At 57.9% G+C, this 14002-nt stretch carries 10 protein-coding genes; 9 read left to right on the top strand and 1 reads right to left on the bottom strand.

Features of this window, described 5'->3' with window-relative positions; genetic code table 11:
* Positions 1 to 68: 68 nt before the first annotated feature.
* The 9 genes from IC232_RS03705 to IC232_RS03665 all read left to right on the top strand — a co-directional run bounded on the left by IC232_RS03705 (position 69) and on the right by IC232_RS03665 (position 12586).
* Positions 69 to 1733, top strand: a complete 1665-nt coding sequence (locus tag IC232_RS03705) for an AAA family ATPase (RefSeq protein ID WP_190843571.1) — start codon at positions 69 to 71, stop codon at positions 1731 to 1733.
* Between the two features lie 11 nt (positions 1734 to 1744).
* Positions 1745 to 3616: a vWA domain-containing protein gene (locus IC232_RS03700; protein WP_190843570.1), complete on the top strand. Its 1872-nt coding sequence runs from the start codon at positions 1745 to 1747 to the stop codon at positions 3614 to 3616.
* A gap of 105 nt (positions 3617 to 3721) precedes the next feature.
* Positions 3722 to 4084 (top strand): hypothetical protein, encoded by a 363-nt coding sequence (locus IC232_RS03695; RefSeq protein WP_190843569.1) that lies wholly within the window; start codon positions 3722 to 3724, stop codon positions 4082 to 4084.
* A gap of 132 nt (positions 4085 to 4216) precedes the next feature.
* Entirely contained in the window at positions 4217 to 4879 is a 663-nt protein-coding gene (locus IC232_RS03690; RefSeq protein ID WP_190843568.1) for an exonuclease domain-containing protein, read from the top strand.
* A 6-nt stretch (positions 4880 to 4885) separates the two neighbouring features.
* The gene (locus IC232_RS03685; RefSeq protein WP_190843567.1) at positions 4886 to 8317 is read left to right on the top strand and encodes a DNA polymerase III subunit alpha; all 3432 of its coding nucleotides are present in this window, start codon (positions 4886 to 4888) and stop codon (positions 8315 to 8317) included.
* A gap of 5 nt (positions 8318 to 8322) precedes the next feature.
* Positions 8323 to 8592 (top strand): hypothetical protein, encoded by a 270-nt coding sequence (locus IC232_RS03680; RefSeq protein ID WP_190843566.1) that lies wholly within the window; start codon positions 8323 to 8325, stop codon positions 8590 to 8592.
* A gap of 104 nt (positions 8593 to 8696) precedes the next feature.
* Entirely contained in the window at positions 8697 to 9038 is a 342-nt protein-coding gene (locus IC232_RS03675; protein WP_190843565.1) for a helix-turn-helix domain-containing protein, read from the top strand.
* Between the two features lie 66 nt (positions 9039 to 9104).
* A complete protein-coding gene (locus IC232_RS03670; protein WP_190843564.1) occupies positions 9105 to 9395 on the top strand; it encodes a transposase in 291 nt (96 codons plus the stop codon).
* 266 nt (positions 9396 to 9661) lie between these two features.
* Complete coding sequence (locus IC232_RS03665) at positions 9662 to 12586, top strand: zinc dependent phospholipase C family protein (protein ID WP_190843563.1); 2925 nt, start codon at positions 9662 to 9664, stop codon at positions 12584 to 12586.
* Positions 12587 to 13090: 504 nt separating this feature from the next.
* Here IC232_RS03665 and IC232_RS03660 read toward each other — a convergent pair.
* Positions 13091 to 13516, bottom strand: coding sequence for a hypothetical protein (locus IC232_RS03660; protein WP_190843562.1), 426 nt, complete (start codon positions 13514 to 13516; stop codon positions 13091 to 13093).
* Positions 13517 to 14002 lie beyond the last annotated feature (486 nt).

Below are 14002 nucleotides of genomic sequence, written 5' to 3'. Positions count from 1 at the left end.
AGTAATTACGCGGGAATGACTTTCATCGAAAACAGGAGTGGGAAAGCTACTCATAAAAGTAAACCCCAATGTTTGAGATCGACGAACAAAAATCCCAAATCCACAATCTCGTTGTCGGTCTTTACGTCAAAAAGACCTATTTCCGCCTGACCAGATTGCGAAGCGGTTCGTTTTTTGGAGAGCCTGATGAGGTCGCTGACCATATCCGCGGCGTTCTAGCAGACAAACTCGGCCCTCAACAGGCACAGACGCTTCTCGCCGCCGCTTTGGCTGACGCTCAGACCGTTGTTCGCAAAGCCATGGAGCAGGTTCGCTTCGACCCAGCCTCGGACAATCATCTCGAATTCTGCAAGGCGCTGACCGAGCCAGCCCACCAGGGCGAAATCGAGAAGCTGCGCGAGAAAATGAAGCCCGTCAGTGACAACGTCCTGGCTGAAGCGCTGGCCCAATTCGTACAGCACACCCCGGACGTCTCTGAACCCCTGCCAGCCCAGGAAGATGAGTTTGAAGAAACTCTTTCCCACGCTCCTGATCCCACCACCGGTCAGGGCGGGGAAAGCTCATATGAGCCTCTCGGGCGCCTGCACGTCGACCGCGACCTCCTCTCTACTGGCGACCGATTGATCGACCGAGCCACAAGTGGCAAGTTCAAGACGCTCGTCAGCCTCTTCGACAAGCTTCTGGAGGCCGATCGCGCTGCTATCGCAAAGCCAGCCCTCGTCGCCTCAAACCATTCTGTCTCGGCGACGGGTCAGTATCCAGAGGGCCACTCCCGCCAGGTCAAGGCTGCCGATCTTTTCGTAGATGCCCTGCGCCACCCCACCGATGCCGATAAGCTCGACTTCCCTGTCACACTCTTCGAGTGGACCGGCCGTCATTCCCGAGTCCCAGTCGTCGACCCCACTTATCGTTTCAACGTTGACGATCTGCGCCACATCCTCTGGGCCATGGAGAATGGGTACAATTCCGTCCTGACTGGTCCCCCTGGCTCCGGCAAGACCACGTGCACCAGGGAGATCGCTGCAAGGCTCCGACGCCCCTGGTACCGCATTCCCATGCACGGCGAGATGGGCAAACGGGACATGCTCGGCGGCTTCAAGCAGATCAGCACTCACCAAGGATCGGAAACCCGATGGTTTGATGGCATGCTGACCCAGGCCATCGGTCAGCCGGCGGTGATTGACCTCGATGAGATCGACCGGGCCGATCCCGATCTCCAATACATTGCTCACCAGGTTTATGAGGGCGAGGGCATAACCATCCTCGAGGACGAGGGCCGGTTTGTTCCGCCACACCGGAACGTGGCGCTTATGGCCACCGCCAACACGAAGGGCCGCGCCGATGCTCTCAATCGGTACCAGATGATCAACGAGATGGCGGAAGCCACCCGCGACCGCTTTCAGGTTTGGGTCGATTTCGACTACCAGAGTCCGGATGACGAGGCCCAGATCCTCTTTGATAGGGGTGTCATCCAGACCCAGACCGGCGCCGACAGGATCATCAAAGTCGCCAACCTCATTCGGGCCGCCTACAAGAAGGGCGAAATCAGCACGACCTGCAGCTTCCGGCAACTTGAAGCGACGGCGCGGCTTGCCACCTTCGACCGCAATGAATGTGAGGCAGTCCGGCGCATTCTCTATGGGCGCGCGCCAACCATGGCCGACGCTAAGACGATCTCCGAGCTTGCCCACCAGATCTATGGACCGGATTGGAACCCTCCGGCCCCCTTCTAAGCGACAGTACCATGAGCATGATTCCGGGATACATCCTGCGCCGGGAGATCACCTCCACTCTCTCGGCGATGGGCAACCGACGTTTCCACATTCTCTTCAGGGGCGACCAGGCATTCACCGATGGTCTCAACATCGTCCTACCTGCCATTTGGCCCCAAAGCCAATACAACGAGGCCGACGCTAAGATCCTACGCGGGTACGGAAACCACGAGGTCTTCCATCCCCTTTACAGCACTCTCGCGGCCCGCCTTCCGTGGATCGAGAGGGCAATCGGTGCGCCAGTTTCCCAGATGGATAAAGCCCAGAAGTTTCGGCTGAGGCTATTCATTAAGACGGAGAATTGCGCGGAAGACTACCGTATTGAGTCACTGGGCGGGAAAGCATTCCCCGGCTCCCATGTGAACATTGGATTCACCCGCAATCACATCGTTGCCCGGGAACTCAAGGAGCTCCAAGCACGGGATCAGACGACAGCCCCGCGGCTGATCCCAAATGTCCACCAGGCGCTCACCTGGTTCGGCACGGTGGCTAATGGCTACCCCTGCGCGCCGACAGCTCAAGTCGCCATCGAGTACATGAGGGCTCATGTGGACCAAGAGGCCATTGATATCGTAGAGCACTACTGGCCCTTGATCGTCCGCTGCCGGACCAACCCTGATATCTATCCGATCGCGCTCCACCTCTCCGATCTGCTCATTCGGCTATCTCACGAGCGCCGAAGCAAGGAACCTGCCCGAGCCTGTGATCCATCGCCGGAGGCAACCCCCTCCGTGCCTACTGGTGACAACCCAGGCCTGAGCCGCGGGGAAGGTGCTAACACCTCGGCAAGTTCAGGCCCCGGCCCCTCGTCATCTGGATCTCTCAAATCCGACTTCACCCCGGCTCTCAAAGAGCAACTCGAAAGCGATGCCGCCGCGGATCGCCTGGACGCTCCCTTACTCGATATCTCCGACGTTGTGGCACGGGTCGTTGATCGCACTAGGGTCGATGTACGAGCCTACCGCCAGGCGGTAGCCGAAGCAGAGGCTGCCGGAAGGCTCCCAAGCCAATATCGCAGAGCTTTCTCGCGCCCTTTGATGATCGCACCAAGCACTCCGGAGGCAGGCGACGACGAGGCTTTCCGGACAGTCATGGAAACCGCCAGCAGGGACGCAACGACCCTGTCAGCCGCCGTCAGGTCGCTTCTCTTGTCCCGCCAGCGAAAGGTCGTCCGCCGCCACCGGCTGGAGGGCGAGCTCGACGATCAGAACATCATGGGTATAGCCATGGGCGAGCCTGATGTCTTCCGTCGGATCCAGCGTGGAACCGGGAGCAACGCCGCCGTGCAATTCATGCTCGATGTTTCGAGGTCCATGCTTTCCTCGGATGTTGACCCAGAAGGTGCCCGGGAAACCAGCAAGCGGAGGGCCACACGGCTCGACATTCTCCTTCAGGCAACGGGAGCGGTCATCGAGGCTGTCGGCCACCAGCGCCAGATTGACCTCGCCATTGACAGTTTCACGACCGATGAGGATCTCAACCCCACCATCGTCCGTCACAAGCAATTCGGCGAGCCGCCCTCCCGGATGCGGCCGGCTGTCGGTTCGGTACTGAGACGCCAGCGCGGCGGCACGCCAACCGCTGAAGCCATCCTGGAGGGCGCTCACCAACTGTTCCGGCTGCGACACCCTAAGAAAGTTCTGATCCTGGTTACCGATGGGGAAGCCAACGACCCAATCGCCGCCGAGGAAGCCGCTCAGGTAGCCATTGCCTCAGGGATCCACCTGATCGGCATCGGCATCGGAAAGGATGCTCCTACCCTGCCGATCCCCGGCTGGCTAACCATAAATCATGTGAGTGACCTTCCCAACCAGCTCCTGGAGGCTATGCGCCGGTTTCTCTAAGGCCACGTTTCGATTACAAGCGAAGGATAATACGCAACGCTGCATTTTAATTCGCGATTCGAGAACAACATGCGCTCGGGCCGCTAAAGCAAACGAGGACCGCCAATGGCCCCCCAACGTACCTTTGCGATTTCCGGCACGCTCAACGAGGAATCGGCTCGCGGCTCTGTTTCGCTCCTCGGGAGCATCGTTCTGGAGGGTGTTACCTTTCAGGTCTCCACCCAGCAGAAGATGTCTAAGGATAAGCGCCCGTTCCAGGCGGTCTCCGGCAAGAGCGAGACGGGCGAGGTCCTCCATGGTGCCATTTTCACGTTCTCGATGACCCCTGACGACATCGCCCACCGGCGCCCCTGCTTCAAAGGCAAGCTTAACCGTGGCGAGAAGGTCTATCACGTGGCCGGCTGGTACAACACTACGCCGGAGGGACAGATCATCCGGGTCGGCGAAAATAAGCGGAAGGGTTCCTAACCCTCCAAGCCGACACGCCCTTGCCCTTTCCTGGCCCAAAAGGGTTGCATAAGGACAAAAACATAATTCGGATTTTAGCCACCTCCCCCGTGGGTGGCCAAAACCCCAAAAATAGAACCGTTGAACCCACCAATGCTCGTATCCGACCAAGATAATCCGACACCGGCCGCTCCTACGGTCGAACGTTTCTGGATTGCCGACACCGAGACAACCGGCCTGAGTGTTGATGACGGTGACCGCATCATCGAGCTCGGCGCCGTCGAAGTCGTCAACCGCACCCGAACCGGGCGAACCTTCCATTCCTACATCAACCCGGAAGGACGACGGATCTCCTATGGGTCATTCGAGGCTCACGGGATCCATGACACAGCGGTGAAGAATGCCCCACTCTTCAAGGACGTGTACCCGAAATTCCGAGAGGCAATCGGTGACGCTCCGCTGGTTTTCCATAATGCGCCTTTCGACATCGGTTTCCTAAACGATGCCTGCCAGCGGGACGGCCTCCGGATTCTGCCCAACCCGGTCATCGACTCTATCGATACCGTGAAAATTCTTTGGCCCGGCCAGACGAGCAACCTCGACGCCGTGGCGGGACGCCTCGACCTCTATGATGCGGAGCGGGCAAAAAAGCATGACGCTATCCGGGACTGCATCCTCCTGGCCGAGGTCTGGATCAGGATGCTCGCCAAGCGTGAAACCCCGCAGTCCCAGAACGATCTGTTTGCTGGTGGTCAACCATCCAAAGATACACTGACTGCCGCCGCTGTCCGCGGCTGGTCCACGAAGCTTCTGTGATCTGAGATGCCGAACAACATCAAAACCGAGTCCTACTACTCCCTCGGCCGCTCCTGCCTGTCGCCGGAGGCCATCGTCGGCCTCGCCAAGGCTGCTGGCCAGGATAGTGTCGGTATCTGCGACCGTGCGTCGATGGCTGGCGCTTACGAGTTCTGTAAGGCTGCCAAGAAAGCCGAGATCAAGCCGATACTCGGGCTTTCAGTCGAAGCCCGGATCCAGGGTGAGGAAGCGAACACCACTCTCGCCGGCTGGGTCACACTGATTGCCCGCAACGAGGCCGGACTGAAGCAGCTCTATAAGGTCGCCTCTGCCTGCCATCTCGGGCCAGTCCCGCTGCAGACGCTTCTCGATGGCCAAGCCGAGACCCTGTATTTCCTGACGGGACCCACCGAAGACGGTCTCTTGGCCAATGCCGCCCGTTCCAGCAATGCGGGTGCCTACGTCAAAACCCTGTTTTCCAGCCTGGATACGAGCGGCGTGACCTTTGCCGTTGAGATCGAGCGTCGGGACGGGCGCGATCCCATCGAAGCCAGAATGCTGGAACTCCTGAACGATGCAGGCCTAGAGCCGCCTGTCGTCGCCACCAGCGAAATCCGCCACGCCTCCCTTGAGGACCGCGAAGCTCTAGAGATTGTAGACTTCGTCTCCCGCCGCAAACGAACCAGCACCGCTGAGGCCTTGGCCGAGAAGGGCAATATCGCCCAGTCCGTCGCCTTCAAATCCTCCCCTGAACTGGAATTCCTGTTCAAGGACGTTCCCCAGGCCCTGACCAACGCCGACGCGATCGCAGCTCGGTCGGACGCTTTCGTTCATTCCAGCCAGCCCCGCATTCCTCATATGCCGGGCCTTAGCGCCGACGACGAGATCGAGGAGATCAAGCAGCGGGCGCGCGAGGGCCTGAAAGCCAGGATTGCCCAAAACCCCTACATGCAGGAGAGGCGCCAGGATTATCTCGACCGGCTTGAGTTTGAGCTCGACCACATCACCCGCTTAGGATTTGCCGGTTACTTCCTGATCGTCTCGGACTTCATCACCTGGTCCAAGGAGCACAATATCCCGGTCGGACCGGGTCGCGGCTCTGGCGCAGGATCGCTTGTTGCCTGGACGCTCTCGATCACAGAACTCGATCCCCTCCGGTTCGGGCTGCTGTTCGAGCGGTTCATCAATCCTGAGCGCGTGTCCCTGCCCGACTTCGACGTGGACTTCTGTGAAGCGCGCCGCCAGGAGGTCATGAACTATGTCATGGACCGCTACGGCGAGGACCGTGTGGCCCATATCGGCGCCTACATCACCATGGGGCCGCGGGCTGCCTTCAAGGCCGCTGCAGCCTCCCGTGGCATGACCCCTGGTGCCGTTGAAGCGTTCTCCCGGCTCATTCCGCAGGGGATTGGATCTCTGGCAGACGCCCAGGACGATCCCAACATTGCCCGCGCCCTGACCAATCCCGAATTGGCCGAAGCTTTTGAGGCGGCCAAGACCCTCGAAGGGACCGTCACCCACGCGACCAAGCACGCCGCCGGCGTGGTGATCTCCGACCGCCCTCTGCTTGAAACGGCCCCCCTGTTCCCACCTGGTACAGACCCGCTGCCGGTGGTCCAGTATGAAATGGGCGCAGCCGAGGCGACCGGACACGTCAAATTCGACTTCCTCGGGCTCAAGACCCTGACGGTCATAGAGCGCGCCCGCCGATTGCTGGAGAAGCAGGGCATATCGATTGATCCCTATGCCCTTCCTTTCGAGGATGAGCAGACCTTTACCATGCTCAACCGCGGCTGGACCCTTCGTGTGTTCCAGATCGAATCCCCGGGCATGACCAAGGCGCTCAAGGAAATTAAACCGACGCGCTTCGAGGATTTGATTGCGCTTGTCGCTCTCTATCGCCCCGGTCCGATGGAATACATCCCGCTCTATGGGGCCCGAAAAGCCGGACGCGCCAAGGTGACTTATCCGCACCCGAAGCTCGAAGCTTCCCTCGCAGAAACCTACGGCATCATCATCTACCAAGAGCAGATCATGCAGATGGCTCGGATCGTTGCAGGCTACAGCCTTGCCGAGGCCGACGTCCTGCGCAAAGCCATCGGTAAGAAAATCCCCGAGGAGATTGCCAAGCAGCGCACGATCTTCGTCGAAAAGTGCATCGCTCAGGGGGAGAGCCGCGAGGACGCTGAGGAGCTCTATAACTTCGTGCTCCCCTTCGCCGCCTATGGCTTCAACAAGAGCCACGCCGCCGCCTACGCGCTCATCACCTGGATCACTGCCTACCTGAAGCGCCATCACACCCACGAGTTCCTGGCCGCGAACATGGACCAGGAAATGTCCGGGACCGATGAACTGGCCCGAACGGTCGATGAGGCGAAGAAGCTCGGCATCATTGTCCTGCCACCAGACATCAATGTCTCCGGCCGCAGCTTCCAGATCGAGCGGCGCGAGGACGGTTCTAAGGTGATCCGGTATGCGCTCTGCGCTCTGTCTGGCATCGGTCGGGACCTTGCCGCTGAGATCGCGGCGCTTCGCCAGGAGGGGCCATTCAGGTCACTTGAGGATTTCACCGAACGAACCCTTGGCCTGATCAACAAGACGCAGATCCAGAGCCTTATTCTGGCCGGCGCCTTCGACCGCTTGCCTGTTCAGACCGCCGATCAGTTCTCGGCGCCTAAGGACAATCAGGCGCGGATCAATCTTCGGGCTCATCACCTCTCGGGGGCCGAGCCACTCCGCAAGCAGGCCACCAGCCGCAAAACGGCTGGTGTGAACCAGGGCGACCTGTTTGGCAGTTCCGCGCCGATGCCCCTTAAAATTACGGTGGAACCGTTAACGGTAGCCGATGCGATTGCCGGCGAGGAAAAGGCCTTTGGCTACCGCTTCGCCGCTCACCCGATCGATATCTATGCCGATATGATCGGAAGCAACGGGATCGTCTCACTCACGACGGCTCGCCGCACGATGCGGGAGATCACCCCAGATCAAACCGCCTTGAAGGTCCTGGTCGAAATCATCGCCATTCAGGACCGCAACGCCGATGGCAAGATCATCACTGAGGTTCAAGTTGGTGATGCCTGCTCAAGCATGAAGGCACGCTTTGGCGAAAACGTCGTTCCTCCGATCCTATCGAAGGAGCCACTGATCGTGGTGGCGGAACTCGATTGGTCTAGGGGAAGCCCGGTTATCGCCCGATGGTCCCCCGCCAATGCGGAGCAGCAGAAGGCTATCAACGCCGCTGTCGTCCGGTGCTTCGATCAAGCACTGGCCGTACAAGTCCTAGGTGAAATCCGCTCCCGCAATGCACTCAGGGCGCAAGCAACTGCAGGTTCCCGTCTGTTCATTGCAATCGGGAAGAACCCGCCAAAGGAAACGAGCCTCACTATCAAAACCGATGATCTCAGCCTCAAAGCGATCAAGGCGATGAAAGGCGTCATCGGCATCGAAATGACAGGATAACAGACATGTCACTTTCAAGGATCGAGATCCGGCTTTCGCAGAACTGCGGTGATGCCGGGCTTGCTCAGATTAGAGACGTCATCCGGGAGAAGGCGCTTCGTCCTCCAGGATCTTCTGGATTAGTGTTCATCGTGCCAACTGGTGAAGCTGAAGTGATGATCGATACCAACGTAAGGCGTCTCAACATCTCCCCCGAACTCGTTGCGGCCCTTCAGTGTCTGGACGCGGTGTCAGCTTGCGTTACAACGCACTCGCCAACCCAGGCAGTTGCTTGAACCAATTCTGATATGGTTGGACACTGGTTCTGAAGTTGTTGGGGGTTGAACGGAATCGCGGGATCTGACTCGATAGTGGTCAGGGGCTCGAGCAGAGGCTCGCCATGGCCACACCGTTGCCCCAAGATCTGCGCCAGCGCATCGTACGGGCAGTCGAGAAGGGCAGCTCGATCCGCCAGGCGGCTGCTCGATACGAAGTCAGTCCCTCGGCCGCCGAGAAGCTCATGCGGCGTCTGCGCGAGACCGCTTCGGTCCCGCCGGACCGGGTTGGAGGCCATCGTCGTCCGGTGCTCGAACCACATCAGGATTTGCTGCGCACCTTGGTAGAGGCGAAGTCCGGCATCACGCGTCCCGAGGATCCGTGCCGAACTGCACACCCGCGGAATCGAGGTGTAGGCGCTCTCGACCATTCACCTGACGCACAAACGCATGGATCTGACGCATGAAAAAGAGACGCTCCGGGCGGCCGAGCAGGACCGGCCGGATTAGCCTAGGAGCGCCGCCGCTTTCGCGTGTGGCAGCGCTTCATGGATGCCAGCCGCTTCGTCTTCCTCGATGAGACCGGCACCGCAACCAACATGACCCGGCGTTACGGCAGAGTGCCGCGCGGACAGCGGGTGGTCGATGCGGTGCCGCACGGGCATTGGCTCACCACAACCTTTGGGGCGGGCCTGCGAGAGGACGGGATTGTGGCACCGCTCGTTGTGGGCGGGCCGATGAGAGGCGAGATCTTCCACGGCTCTATCGAGCAGATGCTGGTTCCAGCCCTTATTAAGACGATAAAAACTCCGTGTTGCGCCTAGGTCATACAAAACGGTAACTAATAAGATGTAGTTTTGCTACTGATTTGGGTTATATGACTTGAATATAGCCGTCCCTAAGCCTCAGTCTGTCAAGTAAACACGCCTGATCTTTAAAAGCGGTCTGCGTTAAGGTATCCTCACGCATCAAACACCTAGCACTGATTTCGAGTGCCCCAGAGTCTTAGCTTAGCTTTTCAATAGTATCGTCCCAAACTGCTCTTTGTTGCCGCGCTTATGTGACTGATCCCCGCTTAGAGGAGGCCCAGATGCAACGTGCGTTGACCCTAGCAACCACAATTGGTTTAGCGAGCAGCCTTGCTTGCCCGAACACCGCTCTCGCTTGGAGCCTCAAGACGCACTTTTGGATTGGTCAGCAAGTACTCAACGATGCCTTGGACGATGGCCGCGTAGACCTCGTAGGCAAGTCGTATGACGTTGCTCCCCATATTCTCAATGCGCTTCGGACAAACCCAGGTCAGTATCGCATGGGCAACCTCGGTCCGGATGTATTTCCAGATCCAATAGTTGGTCAGACGACGACACATCCAGGAGTTACGAATGGATGGCAGACCGATGATTGGCTGAGGCAATTAGTCAGTCGCGCCTCATCACCCTCCGACATAGCATTCTCGTATGGCTTCGTCGCACATGCGGCGGGCGATATCTTCGCGCATTCGTACGTAAATGCGTTGGCCGGCGACATCTTCGAGCTTACCGACGATGAGCGGGAAGTGGAGCGGCGACATTTCTTGCTTGAGAAGTATATCGAATCGATAACGCCAGCGCCTTTGGATAGAGCAGGAAATGCGGTCGGCTTCGAAGCCTCCCTTAGAACGCCTGCAGAGTTTATTCGCGATACCCTAATCCTTGACGAGGATGTCGCAACTCAGAATTTCAAAGCGGCTAAGACAGGAGCGCACCTTACGGCCATGTATCATGTCCGAAATGGAGTTCGGATTGCTAAACAAGAGACCCAAAACCTGGTTGAAGGCATTACCACTTTTGGCGCCGATCACTTCAAGAAGCAGGCGAAGCTGCAAATTGATTTAGCGACGGGGAAAGCGGCGCTTGAAGCAGCCGAGGTGTCGTTGCGCGTTGCGGAGGAGCTGCTCGCTCTCAAGAAGAACGCCACAGATGCAGCCCTAGGGGCTCTAGATGCTGCCAACAGGCTTATCCAAGACTATCCTGAACTTCTGACTTTTCAGGAAAAGCTTCTTGCCGAGCAGCTCAAGGCCGCTGTAGATGCGGTTAACTTTGCTGCCCAGACTGCCGCCAATGTCGCCAACGAAATAAAGTCGCTCCAGGGGAAAATTAGCGATCTGCGCGGGAAAATTGCCGACCTTGCCTGCCATCTTCTTGTGATCCCTGACCTTGTCAAGGAATGCCAGAAAAAGGCCGGGGACCTAAACAACGAAATATCAAAGATTGAGGGAGATATTACCGGCCTCAACGCTCAGGTAGCAGCAGCCAACGAGGCTGCACGAATAGCGCAAGCGAATGTTGATGGAACGAAAAACACCATCGATGACCTCAGGAGGAGGCACGAAGAAGCGGTTAAGGGGATAGCCCAGGGCACCTATCAAGCCGCGGTCGATGTGGCCAGAGCAGAACAGGCAGTCCAGGAACAAATCGTTGCGACAGCGCGAAAGGCGGTCGAGGAGCTAAGAAAAGTACAGGAGCGCATTGCCGGTGAGCTAAATAAGGTCACGGCCATCGTAGATGAAATCAAAAAGGTGATAGATAAGTACAATACTATCACCTTACTGCTCGACAACTGGCTTGGTGATATAGACAAGGCAACGGCTGAATATATCGGCGCCAGCCACCGCGCCGGTATGAAGATGCTCCTTTCTGAAGGCAACCCTCTGTCAGAGTACACCGAATGGTATTCGTGCTACGGCTCTGTATATACCGCGGCACCGATTGAGATTGGCGAGGCCACCTGTGCCGTTCGGAATTTCGTCGAGGATCTGAACCAGAAGTTCGACGATGCAATCGAGGATCTGCCTGAATTACTCCAGTGGCTGATTTTTCCCAGCCGCACGGCTCAGAAGAAAATCGTTGAAAAACTCAAGCCCGAGCTCCGCAAGGCGGGGCTGGAAATTGTCGGCTTTCTAACCGACACGACAACACGCGACTTCCTTGACCTGCTTTCTGACCCGAGCAATGCGAGCCGGGACAGGCTGAATCAGGCGTACAGCGGTGACACCTCGGGGAAAAATCTGCTCCGGTTTAGCGACGTAGCATCCGTGGTTGATGCGGACGTGGGGCTATCCAATAATCAGCTCAATCCCGAGGTTTTCGCAGCGCTTAACAGTGCTGTTGTGCTTGCGAAACTGTCGCTCCTGCAGCCGGATGCTCTTAACGAACTCATAGCAGACCAGGTGGGTGCGGACTATACTTCCCCACGGTACGGCACACCGGTATACCCGGCCTATGCGGGCAACTTCAGTGCATTGTTCGGGGCTGTTCGAAGCATCGACGGAAATCATCAGTGGCAAGCTCACGCATTGCCCTATGCCAGAAATAACAGTCGCCCCACAGCTGGCCCTGCTAAATATAACTATGGTCACGATTATTGGAAAAACCGGCAAACGGGCCTGAGGATTTGGATTGATCCTTATTTGCGAGAAAAGGTTTTCCTGAAACTCTTCCCTAAAGGCGTATTAGGATCATCGAGCAGTCGCAATGAGCTGAAGTGGCCGCTCTACCCCTTTCCGGAATGCCCACTCAACCCGTTCCCTTCTACGCAGAGCGCTTTCACCGGCGAAATACTTCGTAACGATCGGCTCTGTGTGGACGCCTCCAACCCGAACATTCCTGCAGCGGAGCTTGAGACGTCCTCTCCGGAAGAATACGCAAATTCTTATTTGCAGTGCGGTACCGCAGCCTCTGGATTTCAGTATTGGACCTTCATTGCTTCTTACAGGACTGAGAGAGGTGCGCAACGTCATGCGCGGCTTGTCGAAGCCCAGTATGCCGACTTGAAAACAGCATTGTGGCGACCGGTTCGCGTAGGCGGGCATTGGGGTGTGCTCCTGGCGGCTTGCGCGTCAAGAGACAAGGCGGTCGCGGCCAGATCTCTGTCGCTCAGGCGAGGCATCGCCTCAGACACGTTTATTTGGAAGAGCGACAATCCGATCTGGTCAGATCATTCTGTCATCAGTGAAGCCAAACTTCCTAAACTTTAACCGACCGCGACTGCCGCGACGTTCGAAATGAACGTAGGGACTCGCATATTCCGTAGGAGTTATCTCGAGATGCTGCCGCCTTGAAAAAATGGTGGGGATCGCAAGGCAACCTCTCTCGGCAAAGAGCGCGAGGGCAGGCGCTCCTCTGCGTACGACAAGCTCTCTGGCTTCGGGAAACCCAAAATCAACAGTTCGTCGTCTGCTATTATGCTCGGAACGCCATGATCACCCTCACGGACATAAAGAAGGATCTTGTAGTCCAACTCTGAATTGCCATCACACGCGGATCCCCCACATGGGGCAGGCCATGGCCACGAATCCGTCGGCTGATTCCGCTGTCGGACAGAAAGAGTCGCAAGGCGATTGGAACCGGCATCTCACACCTGGTGAGCGTTAGGGACGCCAGCGCATGATGCTTAGCATGCTTGTCCAAAGCGTCAATATTTTCAGTGTGCGTTGGCCTTCGGCGCGTAGGAGCCTGCCAGTCTTATTGGATGCTTTCAGTCAACGTGCGCTGACAATTTCCCCGAGTATCTTCCGCATCTCGGTGGGAGTGACAGCGGGTTCGTAGTGCTCACCCACTTTCCTGAACGCCTCAGGCCGCAGAAGAAAAATCGCTGGCCCATCGTCCCAGAGCTGTTGGATCTTCCACTGCTCGTCCGATTGCATCACGCCTCGCAAGGCCTGTGCGAGTGGGTTAGCGGTAAACCGATTAACGAGATCGGCATCCAAAGGGTAGGCTGGGCCGTCTTTTGGGAAGTCTATCCAGGCGACGGGCACTGCACCCATGTGGTTCATTGCGCTTCGGCAGGATGCCATGTCAAAGCGGCAATTGACGCGATCCCAATCCGGATCGGCAGGGTCATCGGGCGACCGACCTTGGGCGAGCACAAACCTCAATCGATCGGAAATTCGATCCAGATATGCCACACCAGAACTCCATGGGCCGATCATAACGAGGCCCACGGTCAAGCAGTCCTGAACGGCAGAGGATACCGCTTCCGCCAAGCGATCCGGTCCGACCGGCCTCAACACGCGGAACGGGGACGCCTGTACGACCCGCTGCAGTCCGTTATCAAGCCGCTGTGCATCCTTCCGGGCGTCCTGAAGCCACCCCCAAGCGGGCGGCTCCGGCGCTGCCGACGCGCGACCGTTCCCCTGAATCACAATGGGATCACCCTGGGCGCCTCCGGCTGCAAGTAGACGGGCGAGGGTAAGTGCTCCCTCCGAGGCGGGAAGGATCCCGTCAGTCGCTACAACCGCGACAACGCGCCGGTTGGGGGCGATCACAGAAAGGGCGCGAAGGTCATCAAGATTAGAATCACTGTCAACAACAAGACAATCTGCTGGAGGGAGCGGGTTATCCTCAGCAATCGCCTGGGGAGGCAAACCACAGGCCAAGAGCATGACTACGAG

Source organism: Microvirga sp. (assembly GCF_014699075.1).
Taxonomy (GTDB): Bacteria; Pseudomonadota; Alphaproteobacteria; order Rhizobiales; family Beijerinckiaceae; genus Microvirga.
The sequence above is the reverse complement of the archived record's forward strand: the minus strand, read 5'-3'. Positions and strand labels throughout refer to the sequence as shown.